Source organism: Mesorhizobium sp. P2_F5 (assembly GCF_056403715.1).
This window is the reverse complement of sequence record NZ_JBFUEY010000006.1, coordinates 197,306-218,039: the sequence shown is the minus strand read 5'-3', so window position 1 is coordinate 218,039 and position 20,734 is coordinate 197,306. Positions and strand designations below refer to the sequence as shown.

General features: G+C 59.2%; 21 protein-coding genes. 2 read left to right on the top strand and 19 right to left on the bottom strand.

Going from position 1 to position 20,734, the window contains the following annotated elements:
* Window positions 1-61: 61 nt before the first annotated feature.
* From AC1DYO_RS11720 to AC1DYO_RS11650, 15 genes are all read right to left on the bottom strand, one after another.
* On the bottom strand, window positions 62-1,348 hold the full coding sequence (locus AC1DYO_RS11720) for an alpha/beta hydrolase (RefSeq protein WP_477263328.1): 1,287 nt from the start codon (window positions 1,346-1,348) through the stop codon (window positions 62-64).
* Between the two features lie 262 nt (window positions 1,349-1,610).
* Window positions 1,611-1,874, bottom strand: a complete 264-nt coding sequence (locus AC1DYO_RS11715) for a hypothetical protein (RefSeq protein ID WP_477263275.1) — start codon at window positions 1,872-1,874, stop codon at window positions 1,611-1,613.
* A 141-nt stretch (window positions 1,875-2,015) separates the two neighbouring features.
* Window positions 2,016-3,359 (bottom strand): NAD(P)/FAD-dependent oxidoreductase, encoded by a 1,344-nt coding sequence (locus tag AC1DYO_RS11710; protein ID WP_477263273.1) that lies wholly within the window; start codon window positions 3,357-3,359, stop codon window positions 2,016-2,018.
* Window positions 3,360-3,407: 48 nt separating this feature from the next.
* Window positions 3,408-4,364 carry a DUF2950 domain-containing protein gene (locus AC1DYO_RS11705; protein ID WP_477263326.1) on the bottom strand — a complete coding sequence of 319 codons (957 nt, stop codon included), beginning with the start codon at window positions 4,362-4,364 and terminating at the stop codon, window positions 3,408-3,410.
* A 25-nt stretch (window positions 4,365-4,389) separates the two neighbouring features.
* Entirely contained in the window at window positions 4,390-5,757 is a 1,368-nt protein-coding gene (locus AC1DYO_RS11700; RefSeq protein ID WP_477263271.1) for a DUF3300 domain-containing protein, read from the bottom strand.
* A gap of 409 nt (window positions 5,758-6,166) precedes the next feature.
* The gene (locus AC1DYO_RS11695; RefSeq protein ID WP_477263269.1) at window positions 6,167-7,201 is read right to left on the bottom strand and encodes a DUF2955 domain-containing protein; all 1,035 of its coding nucleotides are present in this window, start codon (window positions 7,199-7,201) and stop codon (window positions 6,167-6,169) included.
* A complete protein-coding gene (locus AC1DYO_RS11690) occupies window positions 7,191-8,315 on the bottom strand; it encodes an HlyD family secretion protein (RefSeq protein ID WP_477263267.1) in 1,125 nt (374 codons plus the stop codon). The genes AC1DYO_RS11695 and AC1DYO_RS11690 overlap by 11 nt, the downstream gene beginning before the upstream one ends.
* A 360-nt stretch (window positions 8,316-8,675) precedes the next feature.
* Window positions 8,676-9,131 (bottom strand): ion channel, encoded by a 456-nt coding sequence (locus AC1DYO_RS11685; RefSeq protein ID WP_477263265.1) that lies wholly within the window; start codon window positions 9,129-9,131, stop codon window positions 8,676-8,678.
* Complete coding sequence (locus AC1DYO_RS11680; RefSeq protein WP_477263263.1) at window positions 9,128-10,234, bottom strand: AI-2E family transporter; 1,107 nt, start codon at window positions 10,232-10,234, stop codon at window positions 9,128-9,130. The genes AC1DYO_RS11685 and AC1DYO_RS11680 overlap by 4 nt, the downstream gene beginning before the upstream one ends.
* Window positions 10,235-10,316: 82 nt before the next feature.
* Window positions 10,317-10,535 (bottom strand): hypothetical protein, encoded by a 219-nt coding sequence (locus tag AC1DYO_RS11675; RefSeq protein WP_477263261.1) that lies wholly within the window; start codon window positions 10,533-10,535, stop codon window positions 10,317-10,319.
* 133 nt (window positions 10,536-10,668) lie between these two features.
* On the bottom strand, window positions 10,669-11,328 hold the full coding sequence (locus AC1DYO_RS11670) for a L,D-transpeptidase (protein ID WP_477263259.1): 660 nt from the start codon (window positions 11,326-11,328) through the stop codon (window positions 10,669-10,671).
* 68 nt (window positions 11,329-11,396) lie between these two features.
* Window positions 11,397-12,365 (bottom strand): ABC transporter substrate-binding protein, encoded by a 969-nt coding sequence (locus tag AC1DYO_RS11665; protein WP_477263324.1) that lies wholly within the window; start codon window positions 12,363-12,365, stop codon window positions 11,397-11,399.
* 418 nt (window positions 12,366-12,783) lie between these two features.
* Entirely contained in the window at window positions 12,784-13,110 is a 327-nt protein-coding gene (locus AC1DYO_RS11660) for a hypothetical protein (protein WP_477263257.1), read from the bottom strand.
* A 217-nt stretch (window positions 13,111-13,327) separates the two neighbouring features.
* Complete coding sequence (locus AC1DYO_RS11655; protein WP_477263322.1) at window positions 13,328-14,206, bottom strand: CHAD domain-containing protein; 879 nt, start codon at window positions 14,204-14,206, stop codon at window positions 13,328-13,330.
* 137 nt (window positions 14,207-14,343) lie between these two features.
* A complete protein-coding gene (locus tag AC1DYO_RS11650; RefSeq protein ID WP_477263255.1) occupies window positions 14,344-14,901 on the bottom strand; it encodes a CYTH domain-containing protein in 558 nt (185 codons plus the stop codon).
* Window positions 14,902-14,983: 82 nt separating this feature from the next.
* Between AC1DYO_RS11650 and AC1DYO_RS11645 the strand changes: the two genes are divergently transcribed.
* Window positions 14,984-16,663: a SulP family inorganic anion transporter gene (locus AC1DYO_RS11645; protein WP_477263253.1), complete on the top strand. Its 1,680-nt coding sequence runs from the start codon at window positions 14,984-14,986 to the stop codon at window positions 16,661-16,663.
* Between the two features lie 48 nt (window positions 16,664-16,711).
* Window positions 16,712-17,536 carry a polyphosphate kinase 2 gene (gene ppk2, locus AC1DYO_RS11640; protein WP_477263251.1) on the top strand — a complete coding sequence of 275 codons (825 nt, stop codon included), beginning with the start codon at window positions 16,712-16,714 and terminating at the stop codon, window positions 17,534-17,536.
* Window positions 17,537-17,561: 25 nt separating this feature from the next.
* Here the strand turns inward: ppk2 and AC1DYO_RS11635 are convergent, their stop codons facing one another.
* The 4 genes from AC1DYO_RS11635 to AC1DYO_RS11620 form a co-directional block, all read right to left on the bottom strand.
* Window positions 17,562-18,026, bottom strand: coding sequence for a histidine kinase (locus tag AC1DYO_RS11635; protein ID WP_477263249.1), 465 nt, complete (start codon window positions 18,024-18,026; stop codon window positions 17,562-17,564).
* Between the two features lie 281 nt (window positions 18,027-18,307).
* Entirely contained in the window at window positions 18,308-18,775 is a 468-nt protein-coding gene (locus tag AC1DYO_RS11630; protein ID WP_477263247.1) for a BA14K family protein, read from the bottom strand.
* 185 nt (window positions 18,776-18,960) lie between these two features.
* The gene (locus AC1DYO_RS11625; RefSeq protein WP_477263245.1) at window positions 18,961-19,437 is read right to left on the bottom strand and encodes a hypothetical protein; all 477 of its coding nucleotides are present in this window, start codon (window positions 19,435-19,437) and stop codon (window positions 18,961-18,963) included.
* A gap of 324 nt (window positions 19,438-19,761) precedes the next feature.
* Window positions 19,762-20,289: a hypothetical protein gene (locus AC1DYO_RS11620; RefSeq protein ID WP_477263243.1), complete on the bottom strand. Its 528-nt coding sequence runs from the start codon at window positions 20,287-20,289 to the stop codon at window positions 19,762-19,764.
* Window positions 20,290-20,734: the final 445 nt, after the last annotated feature.

Sequence of the window (20,734 nt, the reverse complement as noted above, 5' to 3'; positions counted from 1 at the left end):
TCAAGCAACTTCGAGATGAGACATCAATAAGCTTCGCTGCCGCCTTGGTTTCGTTGAATCGCTATTTCTTGCACCCTTTTGTGGATGCTGCCGGCAGGTTGCAATTCTTGCTGGCAGCATTCGTCTTCTTACTGCTTGGAGAGCCGGTCAGGTTCTCGACCTCATTGCCGTAGTTTTCCCTGGTGTTCTGATCGACCATTGCAACCGGAGCCGCAATCACCAAGCCTGCAGCGCTGCCAGCCGCCGATGCCGCACCGGTCGTCGCTTGCACGATGGTGTCGCCAAGGCCCACCCTGCTGTCGGTCAGGGTCTGGCCGGCAGCCATCCGCGTTCCAATCAATTGCACGATCTGCGGTGACGAGGCGAACTTGCCATGATTCAGACTGTCGCCGGATTTGACCTTCGTCAGATCGATGACGGTTACATTCTCGCTGGCAAGTTCTTCCTTGTAGGGAGCCTCTTCCGGATTGATAGAGCCGAGCCGGGGGATGTTGCCCCAAACCCGTCGAGAAAATGCAAGCGCCCGGTCATCTTGCGAGACAAAGAGGGTGAACTGGGGGTGCTGTTTGCCCATGTCGGCAATCTGAGTGCGAAACACGTCGACATCGACGTCAGGCGCGGCCAGCATGACGTTCTTGAACTTCGCCGGCAGGCCGCCATTGCGGATGGCCATCTGGCGCAAGGATTCCAAAGCAAGCCAATTGCCCATCGAATGGGCGAGGATCGAAACCTCTTTTACGTCGGGATCGCGCGCCAGGTACTGGAACAGCGTCTCGAGCGCATCTCGCGTGTAGTTGGTGCTCTCGCGATCGTAGCCATAAGCCAGTGTACTGCCTCGGGAAGGCCATGTGACCAAAATCGGAGCGCTGTCGGTGCCGGTATCCTTGGCGATTTGCGCAAAGCGATAAAGGGAGTCCTCGAAGCGATTGTTGAAGCCATGGACGAAGACCAGCACGCTGTGGTCCGGGCTCTTCCTGACGGAGGCGTGCAGCCACTCCTTCGCGCCATCCCGTGTCAATTCCTCGGCTTTGACAACCGCGAAATCGGTTGCAGGGTTTGAGGGCAGCTTCTTGGGCCAGGCGACCTCGCCGACCTTGCGCACGGACGCCGGTGGGATCGACACCGTGATGTCCGCAAAAGACGGAGCGCTTCCGCGCTCGCCCGTATACATTTCGGCCGGATTGGCAGATCGAGCCCGCGTCGTCGTCACCAGCATCTCCACCTTGCTGGATGACGGGGACGTATCGGCCACTGGCACCAAGACATTCTTCGGGCGGGACGCGCAGCCGAAAAGCAGGCCGACCAATGCAAAGGCGAGCAATGCGCTGGTGGCACGCCCGACTTTCAACTTACTTGTAACGCCGGTTCTCAAAACGCCCCCCAAGTGTGCAACCTCGACAAGGTGGCTAATACCGTTGTCGCCATGCGATCAGTCGATACAGACTGCCACGATAGTGGCCCCCGAGGACTGATGGGCATGCCGCTCCACACTGCCAAATGAAGTATCGGAACCCTCTGTTTTGCGCAACTGCTGGCATGTGTCGTAACGTTTCGGCTCGGAGTGCAGCGGGGCCGCCCGTCGTCGAAACCTACTCCTCATGCCGCCGACTTTACTTGATCCGGGCGACGCCGCCCGAAATCTCGATAGTTTCCGAGCCGGTCAAGGCCTCAAGGTCACCATTAGGCCAGGTGACGAAACAACCGTTCGGGCAGAATTCCACGGTTTCGCCGGGATGCAGCGGCAGCTTCATCTTGCGGCCGCCATCCGTTACGTTCAGCGTGCGAATCTCGCTGTCCTTGTTGACTACGCTCGCAGCGAAAGTCGAACCACCCACGGCAAAAACAGCAATAACGGCGACGAGAGACGTCCACATTTTACGATATCTTTCACACCGCGTCTGTTGCTTTTCGCAAGGCTTTCTCGCCCGTTGCAATGAGCGATCCCAGCCGCTTCCTGCTGGCGGATGAACTTCTCCAACCCGTCAATCTTCAAGCCTCGAATGGGCACAACGTCGCTAAAACTCATCCTTCATCGAGACCGGCTTTCGCTTTGCGTCCACCTGCCAGAATTTCGCCCAGCTGTTCGTGAGAGAAAAAAGCGCTGGCTTGCCGATTATCTTTCCCAATCCACTGGGAAGCGCAAAGTGCCGACGGTTTGAAAAATATGGGTAGTACTTCTCGTAGTCCTCGGCGGCTTCGTCCAGAATGTTTCTGGCTGCAAAACTACCGGAGAACGCAGCCCAAGGCAGACCCACAATCCCAAGAATGAACTGCAGGTGCGGCTGTGCCGGTGGCTTCACGATGATGGGGAGCAAATCCCGGGACGTATCGATGAGGCCGGGCCAGAATTGATTAAAGTTCAAATCCTTCAGGAAGGGGAAATGCGTCTTGAAATCCTTGATCACATTCCTGATGACTGAATGGCCATTATAGGCACCCGGAAGAAAAGTGGTTATGGCGCTTCCGCCTCCCAACAAAAGCCGGTTATCGCCTGTCAATCTGAAATAGGAATAGACGAGCTTGGAATCCCAGCACTGCATCTGTTTTCCGCCCGGGAACAGCAGGCCGAGTTCCCTATCCGTCAAGGGTTCCGTGACGCTCATGAACGTCTGGGCATGAAAGATTTCCTCGGCCAAGGGACTGACGGAGCTCGCCAGCTTATCGACCGCGATTATGATGCGGTCTGCTGTGACACTGCCTCCGTGCGTATATGCCGTGTGGTCCTCAATCCGCACCATCTCTGTGCTTTCGAAGACCTGCATGCCCTGGTCGATAAGGATGTCTTTGAAACCTTGCAAACACAGCAACGGGTTGATGCCATAAGTTCCAGTGTACCGAATCCCGGCGCTGAACCCCTCGGCACCGAGAATGCCCTTCAGCTCCTTCGCATCGTAGGTTTTCTGATCCGTAAACCCTACACTCTCTCTGCATTCCCTTTCGGATACGACCGCTTCCTCCCCGCTCTTGCCAAGGCCTAGAAAGAGCGAATCCTGTTCGAGCAACCCGCACTCAACATCGTTCTTCTTGATGGCCTGCACGATGCGATCAATTCCACGACAGGGCATCTCCCATATTTCCCGCGCGGCATCGGTTCCGTATCTACGAACCAGCTGGTGCAATTCCAGTTCACTGTCCGGGGTCAAGAAACCGGCACTGCGGCCCGAAGAACTTCCGCCAACGATATTCTTTTCGATCAGGACGACGCTGAACCCCTTTTGCAGGAATTCCACCGCCGCACTTATGCCGCTCATTCCTCCGCCAACGATCAACACGTCGCACTTGATCGACCGATTTAGTGGCGGACAATATTTAAACTGCTTTGTCAGCAGGGTCGTGAGCCACCAATTCTGGTTGATCATGAAGGTGCCTTTGGCAGCGGGGCCAGGATCGGCAACAGGGCATACGGTTTAGTCACCGGTCACCTGCCATTTGTCATCGGGATTGAACAGCTTTATCCCTCCAGCCACAGCCTCCGTGTTCGGGCCCAGGTCGGCCTCGTAGACAATACCTTGCTGATTGACCTCAAAAGTTTTGACGCCCGTCTCGGCATATTTCACAGGCCAGGCCAGAAGCGCGAAACCAGCAATCATGTTGCCGTTGATGACGTAGTTGTAGGCGCCACCGGCGATATTCTTGCCCTGGCCCGTCAGGATACGGAAGCGATAGCCAAAATAGCCATTGCTCTTCTTTGCCTTGTCGAGAGCTGCCTGGTTGATGAAATCGCCTGCCGGACTAACGCCATTGGTCTCGTCGGATGGCCAATACAGTCCGTCGGCATGGCCCTCGCTGCTGATCAGCTTCTGGGCGTATTCCAGCACGCCATCGCCATCGTGGTCTTCGGCAGCGTAGTCACGTTGAGCGTCCACGTAGGCGCGGACCGTTTCGATCGCCGCGATCTCATTTTCGCCGACACGCCGGTTGATGATCTCTTCAATGCCAGCCTGGGTATCGAAGGCCCATTTGCCGTCCTTACCCTTGGTGATCGGGAATGGCAGCGTCCATAGCTTGTCGCCAATATCGAGTTCCTTGCGGTCGCCAAGATCGCGCACGATCACCGTCTTCGCAGCGCCTTGCCGGATCTGCGCGTAGGTATCCATCACGCCTTCGCTTGTCCGCAGCTTCGCGGCATCCAGCCCAAGCAGTCCGGCCAGTCCATCGAAATCATCCTTCGCCAGGACCGACTTGAACGCTTCCACCGCCGCTGAAGGATCATCGAAAAGCGGCGGGCCTTTCTTGGCCACGTAATCCGAGAGGCTGTGCACCTCCTGCGCGCCGGCAAAACTTGCGGATCCCGCGCCAATGCTGAAGATCATTCCGGCACCGAGCAGCGAACGTAGAACAAGACTCCGGACGGACGTTTTCATGTCGGTTTTCCTCTCGCCAAACTTATCAACGCCTGCGCCCGCCACCGCCGCGCCCGCCACCGCCGCGCCCGCCAGCGCCCTGCCTGCCACCACCCTGTCTGATCATCTTGTGGCCGCCGCCGCCACCGCTGCGAATTCCGCCTCCCATGCTTCTCGCACCGCGGTTGGAGGCTATCTGCTGACGTTTTCCCGAGCTGACGTTGCCAAGACCCGAAGGATTCCTCGGTCTGTTGTCCACTCTCGCTGCGGGCCTCGGCTTGCCGACCGGACGATTAATTTTCCCAGAGGCTTTGATCGCAGGACGGTCAATTGGCCTGGTGTTAGTTGGCCTCTTGAGATCCGGCCTTGTTGCTGGCTTGGCTTTCAGGCCTTGTTTGATTTGGCGTTGGCGGATGTCTTTCATCTTCGCCGAATTCCCAGGCAGCGCGCTGATCTGGCCTCTCCTCAATTCGGATGCCTTGTCGCGCATATTATTGCGATCGTTCGTTTTAACGCGATTGCCGATGCTCGTATTGTCGATCTTGGTGAATTGGTTTTTGTCGAAACTTATCTTGGAACGGTCGACGTTTTTCCAGTCGACGTCATTGAAATTGACCTTGCCGTTTATGTTGTTGAAGCAGTTGTTGCAGTCGATATCGATATCGTTGCCGTTCCAGCGCCCTCCCCACACACCCCCACCATTCCAGTCCACCGCCGCTGCCCAGACGGCGCCAGTCACGAAGGCCGCGAAATAGGGCGCGGTGGGATAATAATAACTTGGGTAGGGGTCTGGATAATAGGAGATCGGAGCAACCGGATAGTCGGTGGCATAGAGCATTTCAGGCTCATATCGTGGAACATAGACCTTGTCCGCGCTAGCGGACCGGATGACGACATTGTCGTTCTCCTCGACAACCTTGATCTTGTCATCGGACTTGATCACGCCTTTGGCGACAGCCGTGTCGCGCAACTGCTGTATGGCGACCAGAACATCTTTTTGCTGATACGTCAGTGCGTCGCCAAGCGACTGGGTCCACTCCAGATCGTCGCTCATCATTTTGACGATGTCGGGATAGTTGAGCAGTGAGATGACGCTGCCGTCCCAGCTTTCCTTCGGTTTCAGGCCAGGCTTCTTGGCGACCTGATCCAAAAACCGGCTCGCTTCCACGATCTGCAATGGATAAAGCGACGCTTCGGAAATGACCGCGACAAGTTCATCGGGGTAGAGCGCAATTCGCGCCACCAAGATTTCGAGTTCATCCTCGTCGAGCGGTTCGGGGGCTTGGGTGGCCGCTGCGCCAGCTGTAGCAGCGGGCTGATCCTGGGCGACCGCGAAAGAGGCAGGACCTGAGCACATCAAGAACGCCATTATGGCCACGGTGCCAACGGGCCAGCGCGGAAACCTGATCTCCATTGTCGTCCCTCCAAGGTATGTGAACCTGGTGGTCAGCGATGTTCTGTCGCCGAGTCCGGGCGAATGCTACTTGCCTTGGCGTTACGTTGGCGCATTACCTGCCGATGCGGAAGGTAAGTAACTGTATGCTACGTGCAGAACTGGGAAACCCTGCCAACGGATCAGTCGAGATCGAGGCCATCTTTCGGATCGAATGTCCGCGTCAATAATAGCGTTCGAGGCGCGACGCGGAGGATCGGCTGCGTCCCAACGATGAGGTCTCTTTGGGCGCCGAAGCAGGCGTGCCGGCCGGCGACTTCGATGGCGATCGGCCAGGCCTTTGCTCGGCTGCTTCGGCGGAGCGGAATACCGCTAAGGCGAGGCCGGGATGAAACGGAAAAGACATACGGCCCGAGCGGTCATAAGCGCTTTATGACGACACCCTGTCTTCAGCGCCGCGCCTCGGTCCTGGCCAGAGCAACGCCGTCATGAAGATCGTATAGGCGACAGCCACAAGTATGTAGTTGACCCGCGTGGCAAAGGATTCCGCTGCCGATCCCGGCAAGGGCGAGACGCCGGTTCCAAACAGGATGAGGAAGATTGTCAGCGCGCCCGCGTAGAGCTTGGCGGCAGGATTGCTCAGCGCGGCGCGGCCGCCGAAGACCAGGCCGGCGAGCAGCACCAGGACAAACAGCGAGGCGGTCGTGGGATGAACCTGCAGCAATGCGAACGCAAACGATGCAACCACGCCTCCGAGGAGATTGACCATGACGAGGCCGAACGCCGCCCTCGCACTTGCGATGACATCGAGCTGTGACAGCAGCGATGCGACCGTGATCGGAATGACGATCGCCGTGGCAAGGCCGTCCCGTGTCAGGCAAGCCAGCACGGCGATCAGCAGAATGGTGGCATTTGCGGCAGCATAACGCGCGGCGCGAGGGTTTGCAGCAGGAACCGGGGCCTGAACATCGGTGCTGCCTCGGTCGGGTATGATCGCATGGGCAATCCACATCAGGATCGCTCCGCTGACCACGCCTTGTACAAGGATGGACAGGATGGAATCGCCGAGATCGCGATTGAGCACTGTCAGCAGCGGCACCATCACGGCGACCACCAGGACAAGAAAGATCGCCCCGCCACCCTTGCCGTTCGCCTGCAGGTAGAAACACACGAAATAGACGAGCCCGAGCAGCAGCAACAGGACCGGCGGCCGGTCGCCTGTCAGCACCGCGACGGCCTGCAGAAGCGCGCCGGCAACAACAATGAGGATCGCCATTCCCAGGGCCTGTTTCAGCTGCAGCGGGCGGGAACTGGAGATCAGGAACTGCGCCGCGAACAATGGTCCCAGAAAGGGGAGGATCGCCCCCGACAGAACCGACCACGTGAAGCCGACGGCTACGGCCAGCGCGATGCGCAGACCCTTGCGCTTGGCATTGGCGTGCGCAAGGTCGCCGTCAGCTGACATAGGTCAGGACCGACAACACGCGCATCCAGATGCGGCCTATCGCGTTGGTCACCGGATTGTCGCCGGTGTAGATCACCACGTTCACCTGCGACCCGTAGCGCACACCCTTCGGCCTGCCCTCGTCGAGGATCAGGCGGACCGGAAAGCTCTGTGGCGTTCTCACCCATCCGCTTTCAGTGGAGATCTTCGGCAACCCGGTCTTGGGGTCGACGCTTCCCTGCGCCACGCCCATCCCGACGCTCTCGACCGTCGCCCCAAAAACCTGGCCAGGCAAGAGGTCGAACAAGACGTCCGCGTGGTTGCCGGCTGCGACGTTTTCGAGGCTGTTTTCCTTGAACGCTGCGGTGATCCACACCGTGCCGACGTCGATGAAGGTCATGGCGCTCTGGCCGGCGCTGACAACGCCTCCGACGGAAAGCTGCAGGTTGGTGACGACGCCCTCCGCCGGCGCCAGGACCGTGGTGCGTAAGAGATCAAGCTGCGCGCGTTCAAGCGCGGCGAGCGACTCTTTCAGTTGCGGATTGTCGGCGCCGGCGGGTCCAAGCTCTTCCTGCGCCTTCTTGAGGTCCGCTTCAGCGGCGACGACCGAGGCATTTGCCTGGTCCACCGCCGCCTTCGCCTCATCGTACTTCGCCTTGGCATAGACGCCGCGCTTGACGAGTTCCATGGCCCGGCTGGCCTGGTCCTGGACGTTGTCGCGAATTGCCCTTGCTTCCACGAGGCGTGCCTGGACGGCATCGACGGAGGCTGTCGAAGCGCCGATCGTCTGACCCACTCGGGCAAGCCGTGCTTCGGCCTCCGCGACGGCCAGTTGGTATTGCTGCGGATCGATGCGAAACAGCATCTGGCCAGGCTTCACGCCGCTGTTGTCAGCCACGCCCACTTCGATGACCCGGCCGGTGACCTCCGGCGCAATACCGACGACATACGCGCTGACCGTCGCCTGCGATGAAGAAGGCGTTCGCCTTTCCATGAAGACCGCTACCACGAACAAGAGGCAAGCCAGCAGCAGCACGACAAGGGCGACCCGGCGCAGCGGATTCCTCTTCGTCGCTTGTGTATCGGCGCCGTCAGCGGTGTTGTCTTGAGAGGTTCCGGTTGCATCGGACGCCATGGTATCTTCTCCCTTGTCAGACCAAGCGGGCATCACGCCGCGGACGGACGCCTGCTTCCATGTCAGCTTCGGCCCAGGCAAGCCGGCATGCGGACCCGCGCGCGCAGGCGCGAGTAGTCATGACTTACCGGCGTTCCGGTTTTCATTGCGTAGGCGCCCCCTCCGGCGCTTCACACTATACACAGTCTTTTGACGGTTCCAGCCAACTGGGACGTTATTTACGTGGTAACAACTGCGGATGTCGCACATTGATTTAGCTGCTCGCGCCATCGGACGTCCACGCGGTACACCATAGGTTGGCGGCTGCTCGATCTCGCCAATGCCTCGGCCGTTGAAGCGCGCCCCTTGGCATGAAGAGCTTCAACCTGCATCCTGCGCGCCGGCCGGATGCGCCGCGGTCCACTTGGCCGTGGCATGCTGGACAGCGGCGATGAAGAGGGCCGTGGTAACCCCGAACATCATCAGGCCATTGGCGGCCTGAAGTGGCGCAAGTAGCCGCATGCGGCCGCTGAGAACCACGTCGCCATAACCAAGCGAGGTGAAGGTGACGCCCGAAAAATACACCGCCGTTTCAAAGTCCTCAAAAGCACCTAGCGACCTGTAGAGCAGCGCCCAGAACACGACCTGGACGATGTTGCCAATCATGAGCACGATCATCAGTATCGAGAATTGCAGGAAGATCGACCGCCACGGCTTGGGACCCAGCGGTTGTTTGGTGACCCTGGCGAAATAGCGCGCAGCGAGCATCGATGCCAGAGCCTGCAGTGCAAGGCATACCGACATCGCCAGCAAGCCGACCACAAGAACCGTGATCATGCCGCTGGACCCTCGATCCGTGGCCCGTCTTCGACCGAAGGCTGGTGCAGCCATTCATTGAGCAGCACATAGCCGACGGCCAGCAGCACCGGACCCACAAACAGGCCGAGCAGACCGTCGACAAGCATGCCGCCGATGACACCAATCAGAATTACCGGCATCGGCGCTTCCAGTCCGCGGCCGAGCATCAATGGCTTGAGGACATTGTCGCTGAGCCCTGCGATAAGGCTCCAGACCGCAAAGATGATCGCCGGTGTGGTTGCTTCCGTCGAAAAGACATAAACCATGACCGGCAGGGTCAGCAGCACCGCCGGTACCTGCACAATGGCCAGCAAAAGCGTTGCGAGCGTCAAAAGTCCGGCTCCCGGAACGCCAATAGCGAAGAAGCCGATGCCGACGAGCAACGCCTGGATCACCGCCACGCCGACCACGCCCACGGCCACGCCGCGGATCGTGGCGGCGGTCAGCGTAACCAGGTGAGCCCCGCGTGCCGTGCTGCCGGTGATACGTTCCAACAGGCGCCTGGCGAATTCGGCGGCACCCTTGCCGTAGGCGACAAGCACCGCGGCGATCGCGAACGAAAGGACAAACGACAATTCACCAGCGGCCAGGCCGCCAGCGAACGACATCAGCGATGTCGCTGGCCCGCTCAACATCTGGCCATATTTGGCAAGCGCCGCCGGCGTGTTGGTGGCGACGAGCGCCCAGGTCTCCGTCAGTTTCTGGCCGAACAGCGGCAGGTCTGCAAGCCATGGCGGCGGCGGCGGCACGGTCAAAGTGTGGTTTTGCAAGGCCGCGACAAGCGAAAATATCGAAGACCCGAGCGACGTCACCACTGTGATCATCGGCACCAGCATCAGCACAACGCTGACCAGGCCGATCAGCACCGCCGACCACCGATTGCCAAGCCGGACGGCCAGACGAAGGTGCAGCGGATTCAGCATCACCGCCAGGATCACCGACCAGAGCAGGATGCCGGCAAAAGGCAATATGATCCGGCTGCAGGCGTAGACCAGCAAGGCCAAAAGTCCGATTTTAAGTGCGGCATCGATCATGGTCGAGCGCGGAAGCGCATGATCGGGATTCGGCGCGTTCGGGTGCATTATCTATGCCTCCTTGCCCAGTCATACACTGTCACCAATTCCCGGCGCTGGAGCGACCGCTCGAGAATCCGACCGAAGCGGATCAGATGGGCTCAACGGATTTGATGGCGCCGTCGGTGTCCACGAGGCAGCTTGTCTTCTTGCCGCCGGCGTCGAGCTCGACCTGGTAAGTTTTGGAATCGATCTTGCTCGAGGAAACCGGAAGTATCTTGGCGCTATCGACGCCGCTCGACTTGGCGACCGCGTTGGCGCAAAGAAGCTGCAGATCCGCCGGAGCCGTCTCAACCTGYGTCCTCGACATGTGCTCGGGGGCAGGCGGCGGCGTGCTGACGCAAGCGCTCAAGCTCTGCGCCATAAATCCCACAGCTACGACCAGGATCGATCTTCTCACTGCACGTTTTGCCGACATTGCTTGTCCCTCTTCGAATGTCGCTTCACACACCCTTGTAAAGGGCCGCCCCCTGCATCAGAACGATGACCTTGGCGCCAACGTTGACGCGGGATGCCAAGTCAGTGATGTCGTCGTTCCGCATCCGGATACACCCTGATGACACGTCGAGCCCGATCGTCCAGGGCTCCGGCGTGCCGTGTATCCGGTAGATCGTGTCCTGATCGCCTTCGTAGAGATAGAGCGCCCTGGCGCCGAGCGGATTGTCGGGACCTCCGGGCATGCCTGCCGCATATTTGACCGCCTTCGGATCACGAGCGACCATTTCGGCCGGAGGTGTCCAGGTCGGCCATTCCGCCATCCGGCCGACGCGCACGATGCCGGCCCATCCAAAGCCTTCCCGACCGACACCGATGCCGTAGCGCATGGCCTGCTGACCTGACTGCACAAGGTAAAGAAAATGCTTGTTGCCATCGATGATGATCGTACCGGGCGCCTCCGCGGTTCGGAACTTGACCATCTGCGGGCGAAATGCCTCGGGCACCTCCTTGTGGGCGGCATAGTATTTTCGCGCTTTCTTCTTGTCGTAGTCGACCCATTTATGGGTCTGCGGATCGAATACCTGCGTCTGGGCGGCATACGCCAATGTCGCGCCGATCGCTGTCATGACAAGCGCTGCGCCAAAGACGAAGCAGCGGCCAGCCATTCTGCAATCATTGCTTTTCGAAGTGACGGACCGGTTTGCGAGCGAAAGGGTCATCGTCGTCCCTGTCCCTATTTCGACCAGGCGCTAAGCCGGTCTTGATGATTTGCAATCCAGGCCTGCGCGAACTTGGCAGGATCCTGCCGATCGACCTGCAATGCGTAGCTCATCTCGGTGACCTCGTCTGGGGTGAAGTCGACATGGGAGAGGAAGGCCGCCACTTTCGGCAGGCGCGTCGCCATCGATGACGCAAACCCGATGTAGAAATGTGATGCGTCCCACGCCACCGGCGCCTCCGATTTCGTAAGCCAGTCAGGGTCGTCGCTCGGCATCACGATGTGCCACTTGGCGGGATCGTGTTTCGGCTCGGTCAATTGGACGATATCATGGAGCTTGAACATATGGTGCGGACTGTAGCAGTAGAATGCCATCGGTTGCTCGGTTGCCGCGGCCGCATCGACTGCGGCCATGGCCATGTCTTCCGGCATTTGAAGGAGCGTCATCGTTTTTTCATAACCGTAGCTCTTGGCTCGGATCTTCTCGATGCTCGTCGACGACCAGCCCAGCGCGCCAATCCACATTTCGCCCTTGCCGTCGCCGTCGGTATCGAACACGGCGGCTTTTTTCGGATCGGCCAGATCTGAAATGTCCTTGACGCCATATTTGTCAGCCGTCTCGCGCGTCACGCAAATACCCTGCGTCGCCGACACACCCTTGGGGCTGAGGTCCACAGTCTTGCGCCCGTCGACGTATTTCTTGACGAGTGAATCGAGATTGGGAAGCCAGACTTCCGGATAGACGTCGACCTCCCCGGTATCCATTCCGGCGAATGCGGTCATGGAGCCCATCTCGCGCACGTCGGCGTCCAGGTTGAGTTTTTCCTTTATGCCGTATTTGATGATGTTGGCCGCCGCCTGGCCAGAGGGCCAGTTCGGCATTGCAATGAGGAGGTCAGCCGCAAGGGACCGGCCATGTGCCGCCAGCATCGCCAATGCCGCCAGCGACACTTTCAGCAGATGCCGCCGAAATCGACTGCCCATTTTCTCCCTCCCTGCGATGAACCGCGGCGGCAACGAGAGGACCCCCGATATGCCACGGAACCGGCACACCACCGCCGAGACCGCTTTCGTCTGCCAGCCGGCGTTCCATCCCGTTTATTGGTTCGTGTTGTCCCGAGACTACCGGACCGAGCCGGCGGCGGAACGTAAGTTACGTGGAGGGCAGAGTAACTTTCTGACTGCGAGGCCGTTCGAAGGGGTCGAATCCATCCCCGGGCGACCAGGAAAGGCTCGCCTCGCCACTGACGACGGGACGCAGTTAAGTACCTTCGTTGCAGGACCTAATTTCGACTTTTTGCGCATTCCAAGGCATGGATACGAAGACCGCGCATTCAGCCGGCCTTCGCCGGTGTCCTGGATGAGATACTAGGTCAAAGAAAAAGACAGCATTCCTCAAAGGTCAGTGTTTCAAGTCATATGCTTGACCCGTCGATCGTAGTTGCTCAAGTGTTTTTCCCGCGCAACTTCCCGACCCGGCTCCACCCACCGGATCGGCCTTGCCTTTTACAGTTATGGTGCCGGCCTGCCTGTCTGGCGAAATATAGACGGCAACCCCGTCGTGGCCAATTGTGGACAAATAGAAAGCACGATGCAGGCCGCCAACCTCGCAATGGACTAAGAAGGGAAAGTCATCAAAAGATCCCTCGCCGGCATGCGCGATCGCCCCTACCTGCGATAACGCAATAGCGGCGAAAGCTGCTCTTGTGACCATACCACGCGCCTTCACGCGAGGATTCCGCCAAGACGCGACATATGCCATAGTTTGGGACCCCCACTTTGCTTGCCGTTATTCTTGATCGCTCGGTTGTGACGGTGGTGAGGACAACCACGCTATTCCCACATCCGCTCTATGAGCGGCTCTTCGAAAACCAAGTTTCGCGCATATAGTGCCATCTGGCAAGTTTAGGCCTAGCGCAGGCCAGGGCCAACGCCGAGCGGGTCTATCATGATTGGCGGCAAGACCATGCGGGAACGTGCCGGGTCACTTCCAGAAGGGGCGCGTCTCGTCCAGGTTTTCCCACAAGGCTTTTGCGCCAGCCCAGCCAAATTCGGCGCGCCTGGCTCGCCCCGATCACCCATCCGATGACGCGTTGCGCGGCTGGATCGTCGGCACCAGGCGCTTCCGCCTCCGTCAAAATGGCTCTGACCGTCGCCGCGTCGTTCAGGCCGCCGAAGACCGCCTGAAGTTTCTTCAATTGCTTCAGGAATGGTTCCGCATGTTTCACGGGATACAAGGGAGAGAAGAACTCAACCGCATAGCGCAGCGTCTTCAGCTCCTTCCGCAGATCGTGGCGTTGCTCAACCGTCAAGGTCTCAAGTCGGTGCGCGCGCTTGCTGACTTTCTTCGAGCCCTTGTTCAGCGCCTTGCCTGCCAGCTCGACGAGCGGCGCTGCAAGCCGTTCGATCTGGCCAGAATCCTCAGGAACGAGCCAGCCTCGCGTCTCCACGAACCGCGCCAGGTCGATCAGGAACGCCTGCACGCGCGCCTCGGGGAGGAGTTTGCGAAGGTGATCACGCTGTCCCCCTGCCTGCCGCGAGAGAGCATCGGCAAGGGCCGGCAGACCCGGTTCATCCGTGTGGACCTCGGCCTCCCGCCGCACGATATCGTTCGCCACCACGTCGAGGTCCCTGAGACGCCCAACCTCCCGACCAAGCCAGCGGGCTTCCATGTTGAGCCGCGTCATTTCCGGGCTCTTCAGAACGGAAGCGCAGATAGAGAACGCGCTTCGCAATCGGCGCAGGCCGATCCGCAACTGGTGCGGCCTTCGGGATCGTCCAGCTTCCGGATCACCACGACATTTGTGGCGATCTGATCGACGCACTCGCGAAGGACGTCGCGTGCCGCTTGCTCGGCGATCTGAGCCCGATCGAGCGCAATTCCGGGGCGCGAGCGGCGGGTCGATCCATCCCTGCTCCGCGAGCAGATAGCCGCGCGCCGCCTTGGAAAGGCGGGAGAACCTCAAGCCCCCTTCAAGAACAGGAGATGTGCAATGTCAAACAGTCCGCCCAGGCTGCCCTCGATGCGTTCGATCTTGAGTTCACGCAACTCGGCCGAGTGCTCCCCGGCGTGGATTTCGCCGATGTCGATTGCCAGTTCCGCACGCGTGCCGTCCTCTAGAGACAACTCGTTGGCGGAACGCCTGATCATGGTCTCGAAGACCGGCCTGAGCGGCGCGCCAATCACGCGTCGAATGATTTCTTCCCGGATCGCTACGTCTGGGATCGCTTCCAGACATAGCCGTCCGCCCGGAGCCGGGTTCTCCACTTCAGTAACCTGCGAAAGACCGCAGTGCAGCACAGCTTTGGTCTCGACGGTCTGTGCCCAGCGCCGCCCGTCACGCCGAAGCCTGAGTGTTATCCCTGCTTTCTTCAGCGTGCCTTCGGTGGTGTCTAAGTAGATACTGCTGAGCGTTCTAATTTTCAGACTGCCATTACCCAGACTGAGCGCCTTCAGACATGCTCTAAGCTGCCTCGTCCCCTGATCGTCGATAACGAATTTTAGCTCGATCTCTCTCATGGCCGATTGTTGTCAGACTTGTTACAAGGCTGTAGACTACCTGTGCTAATAAAATTGCTATGCCAGCTAAGGATTAAACCCGGTGGGCTTGCGCCTTCCCGTGCTCACAAGCCTTTCCGGTTATCAACCGGGCTGGGTGCGGAGCGATGTCTCCGCCGGGCTCGCAGTTGCCGCGGTTGGGCTTCCCAGTGCCATTGCGTATCCCGCGATAGCGGGGCTGCCGCCTGAGACCGGCATTTACGCCTGCATCGCGCCACTGATCGCCTACGCGATCTTTGGCCCCTCGCGTCAGCTCATAGTCGGTCCGGACGCGGCAACGATGACGGTGCTCGCGGCGGTTTTGGTCGCCGTCACGGCGAGCTTACCTGCAGGACTCACGGTGGACCGCACTGCGGTCGCCGCAATCCTCGCGCTTGGCGTCGGTTTGTTTTGCCTGGCAGCGTGGGTGCTCCGGCTCGGCATTCTTGCAACCTTCCTGTCGCGTCCCATCCTGACGGGATTCTTTATCGGCATCTCGCTTTCGATCCTGATCGGACAAATCGGCCGCTTCACCGGGGTCAAGATCGAGGCGGAAGGCCTGCTCGGGCCGGTGCTTGAACTTCTGCGCAAGGCCGGATCGATCCATTGGCCGTCTCTCCTGCTGGCCTTGGGGATGTTCGGTTTGTTGCAGATCGCACGGATCATGCGTTTTCCGGTTCCCGGGCCAGTGCTGGTTGTGGTCCTCTCCGCAGTGCTTTCGGCCGTCTTTGACTTTGAAGGACGCGGCATTGCCGTAGTCGGCGATATCCCGACGGGGTTGCCCTCGTTGTCGTTGCCGGGGATCGCTGGCCTTCCGATCCAAACGTTGGCCTTCGGCGCTGCGGCAATCTTCCTCGTGAGCTACGGCGCCGGCATCATTACTGCCCGTAGCTTTGGGGCAATAGGCGGCTACCCGGTCGATCCAAACCGCGAACTCATCGGATTTGGCGCTGCGAACATAGGCGCGGGCCTTTTCGGCGCCTTCCCGGTTACGGCCTCCGACTCGCGCACGGCGGTCAACCTGTCCGTTGGTGGCCGCTCGCAAGTGACGAGCATCGTGGCCGCCGCGACCCTGATCGCGACCCTGCTGTTTCTCGGGCCTGCCCTAAGGATTATCCCGATCCCTGCGCTCGGGGCGATTCTTGCGGCTACTGCAATCGGCCTGATCGATCTCGCCGCCCTTAGGCAGATTTGGCGCATCAGCCGCATGGAGTTCGTCTTCGCGCTCATTGCGATGTGGGGTCCGATCGGGCTGGGCGTCCTCAACGGGGTCGTCATCGCGATCGGTGCGACGCTGGCCTATGTTCTGCGCAAGCTCATGTTTCCCCGCGACGCCATGCTCGGCCGTGTTCCAGGCCATGACGGCTTCTACAAACTGCATCGAACGCCCGAGGCCAGTCAGGTGCCCGGCCTCGCCGTATGCCTTATTCAGGGCAGCCTGCTGTTCTTTAACACCGATTACGTCGCATCGCGCCTGCGGTCCATTGCCGAAGAACTGCCGGCCGACACACGCTGGCTGCTGATTGACGCGAGTGCAATTTCCCAGATCGACAGCTCGGCAGCGGCAATGCTGGAGGAGCTATGTGACGAATTGCGCAATCGCGGGATCAGGCTTGGCCTAGCGGAGCTTCACGCCGAAGCGCGCGATATCCTTGTTCGGGCCGGCGTGATCGAGCGCATTGGCTCCGACATGGCCTTCGACATTCTCGAAGACGCGTATCATGCGTTCGAAATCCGGGCATGACAGTTCAAGGAATTTGCCCCTTGTGAGTTGTGTTGAAGGGAGGAAACCATGGGTAAGAAGAAGAACAAGTCGGCCGTCGTATCTGAGCATGTCGAGGAGAAACCGGGAGGGAAAAAGTATTCGAAAGAACTCGCCCGGTTGCATGTTGAGCTTGCTCACCTTCAAGCCTGGGTGAAGAAGTCCGGTGCCCGCATTGCGATCGTTTTCGAGGGCCGTGACGCCGCCGGGAAGGGAGGGGTGATCAAGCGCCTGACCGAGCGGGTCAGCCCGCGGGTGTTCCGGGTCGTCGCGCTGCCGGCTCCGACGGATCGCGAAAAGACTCAGATTTATATGCAGCGCTACTTCGCGCACTTTCCTGCGGCAGGCGAGATCGTGATATTCGACCGCTCCTGGTACAATCGTCCCGGCGTCGAACGCGTCATGGGTTTCTGCAGCGACAAGCAGGCGCGACGCTTTCTCGAACTGGCACCGCCTTTTGAAGCCGCCATTGTACAAAGCGGGATAACGTTGCTCAAATACTTCCTCGACGTGAGTGAGGAAGAACAGGAGCGGCGCTTCCGGCAGCGGGCCGACGATCCCCTTCGACAGTGGAAACTGAGCCCGATGGATGTCGAATCGTACAACCGTTGGTGGGATTACACCCGTGCCTACGACGAAATGATCCGTGCGACAGACACAAAGTATGCGCCCTGGTGGATCGTGCCGTCGAACGACAAGAAGCGCGCGCGCATCAACTGCATTTCGCACATCCTGAGCTCAATCCCCTATGAGGTCGTCGAGTTCGAAAAACCCAACTTCAGCAAACGCCAGAAGCGGCCCGACGACTTCGCGGATGATGCAGCTCCGCGCAACCTGGTGCCGGACGTGTTCTGACCCGCTTCGGAACCAGCACTGGTTTTTATTTACGTTCCGGCGCCCAATTTAGGAAGAAGCCGATGTCACCAGGTATTCCGCCTGGGAAGTTGATAACCATAGCTTTGAGCCTGTAACCTTGCGGCTTCGCAATTTCAAGGTAGCGCTGATAGAATTGCTTGGCTTTACCCTGGAGGGTTTCGGTCCATTGCGGATCAGCGCTGTTGATGGCTCGGCCACTGTCGGTGCAAAGGGCCGAAGGGAAGCTGTATACCAGTGCTTCGTACTTGCCATTCTTGACAGCGTTCATCACCAAGCGACGGACCATCGCGATTTCATCCTCGTTCACCTGGTCCTTCAGGAAACTGTCTGTGAACTTCGTGAGTTCCTGATTTTCTCGCGCTCGCAGCTTTTCCTGCTTGTCTACCTCCGCCATCTGCTCCTTTAGAAGAGCCATTCGCAGTTGCTCAGCACTCGGCGGCATCGCATTTATGTCTACGTCCTTGGCCATTTGATCCTCCACCCGAAACCGTTCGAGAATTGAACACCTAAGCAAATCGACGTCTTGCCAATCTCGTTCGTTGGGCTCATGCCCACCAACCGCAAGGCGGAAATCAGCATAGGTAGATGCCTGAGGCAGGCTGCCAGCCGCACGTTGAAGGGGATCGGCCGCCGCGGCAAGAAGTCTTGTCTTCGCAGTCCAGCTACCATTCCATGATGGCATGTGGGCACATCAAGGTCAAATTCGCGATAGGCGGTAGACTGTGTCGCGACGGGCCCCGTCGCGCCACGCTAGTAACAATTGCCGGAATCCGCCTCTCTGGGCGAGCATGGGCGATAGGATCTGTTTGAGTGATACCCATTGCCATAATAGCGGTCGCCATAATACCGGTCGCGGTAATACGGATCGACATAGTACCGGTCGCGGTAATAGGGATCGCCATAGTAGGGTCCGCCGTAATACGGATCGGCGTAGAAGCCGCTTCCGTAGTACCCGCCGTAGTAGCCGTTGTTGTTGGCGATCACGCTGCCGAGCAGCGCTCCGGCGACAAATGCTCCGCCGGGGGCCCAGAAGTCGTTGTGCCGGTGGTAGTGGCGGTGGCCGCGATAGCCCCTGTACCAGCCATCCCGAACTTGGATGACATCGGACTGCGCGCCTTGTGCCCTGGGCACGAAGATCGGCGCGGCATCAACTGGAACAGTGCTGGTTAGTGCAAAAGTCGCGACCAGGGAGGTCGCTATGCCTGACAGGAACCTCATGATCGAGTCCTCGCTGGTGGCAATTTGCCGTATGCGAAACGTCGTCATTAACTAAACGAAACGTCGTCGATCCGAAATTGTTCCAGAGACCTGCCAATGCCTGAAGCCGCTCCATACGTTTGACAGGCAGGCAAGGCCGCCGACCATCGGCACCCTTGTAACGGACTGGATTTGGTCGGCCTGAATTATCTGGTGCGGCCGGATGCGGAGGAATGGTCTTCCCTTGCCCTGCCCAACCGTTCTATTTCGAGCGAATAGCAAAACAGGCTGAACAGAACCAGCAGGACTTCCAACAGCTTGACGGCTCCTTGAATGACAGAAGGGAACCGATCGAGTTCCGGCACGTGGCGGAAAAAGAGGACCGAAAACAAAGCGCCGCCAAAGAAGAAGCTGACCCGGCTGGCAAACAGGAACAGGTGCCTCACCAAGGCATTGCGAAACGGTGCGGGGATCGCAACCCAGCGAAACCTGACCCAGTAGCAGGCCTGCAGAACGAGCGCACCACAAACCACCGCGGACTGCTGATAGGGGCTGATATCCTGTAGTTCTCCCAATCGCGTGATCACTTGCCGGAAGATTGGGAAAATCGTCAAAAACAAGAACATCGTCGCGGCCGTCTCAACGAGCATCAATAAGACGTAGCGGATGCTGTTGCTGGTCATGCTGGACTGTCCTCGACGCAGCGATGGCGCCTTTGGTCGGATAGCCACCGACCATGCCGTTCCCGGTAGAAAATGCAACTTCAACGTATCGCCTTTGGTCGGCTGCCGTCGACCAGATTGCCGCTGTGTTTGATGGCCCGTTGGAAAGCGGACGCTTGGTAGATGGCGGCGCTTCTCACGGCCGACAGTCGCGAACCGAGCCGCGGATATGCTATATCCGTCACCACGTTGGGGGTGAAGCGCTTGCCTTAAATTCGCATATCCCTGAACCGATGCTGGCTGCGGCCAGTAGCGGAAATGGGTGGGAATATTGCCTGGCGGCGGTCAGTGCTTGAGGCATTTGCGGCCCACTGCCATTGCCTTGAAAGTCCCCTTCAGATCGACGACGAAGGTCCCCTTGGTGTCCGGAAACACGGTCATTTTGTATTTCTTCGCCACGTCGCGCTTGAACTTCGGGTCGTCGGTCAAGATGTAGCCGCCAGAATATCCGCCCTTGAGTTCGCCGCTGGTGCTGGTGGCCACACCCTTATAGAGATGGCCGTCCATGGAGACGAAGATGTCCGACTTGGTCCCGTTCTGAAGGCCGATATCCACCTTCGTGAACACGCCAAGATACCCGACCTCCTGATTTGCGGTAACGCCCATTTGCACCGCACTTGGTCCATCTTGGCGCACGATCAAGCAATCTCCGCGGGTTTGATTTGCATAGACCGTCCAGCCCTCGACGTCGTCCCCGTATCGGACGAGCACATCGCTGGCCTTGGGAAGCGGATTTTGTGTTTGTGCGTAGGCTGCCGTCGCAGACGAAAGTGCTACTGCGGTTGCCGCGATGAGTGTCATGAAGTTTCGCATAGTATTCTCTTCCCTTTGTTTGCCGTTCTTTGCTCACGAATGCTCGTTTTGTGGGATCGTTACTGCCGTGCTCATTCTGGAGCGTCGCTCGGAGGTTCATTTCACCAGTCCGATCTCCCTCGGCCGCCACCTCTTATCGAACCACGGGTCGAGCGAGCCGTAGAGGCAGCATCGGGTTCCAGCCTTTGCCGGGCATGGTCTGGATCCAGTCCGCTTCCTTGCCTGTCGGAGCCAATGCGAGCTTTGCGGCAAGCGCGCAACCATACGCACGGACTGTTCATCCGTGCCACAATCAGTATGTATGTTACGTGGTGGCAGGACTTCGAAGGGGCCGCAATTCCGGGAGCAGAATTGCTAACGACGATGCCGCCGTAGGATCGCGTCTCAATCCTCCGCCACCACGGTAAGCTGGCGATCTTTTCGGCACTGGGGCCGGTGGCCCCAC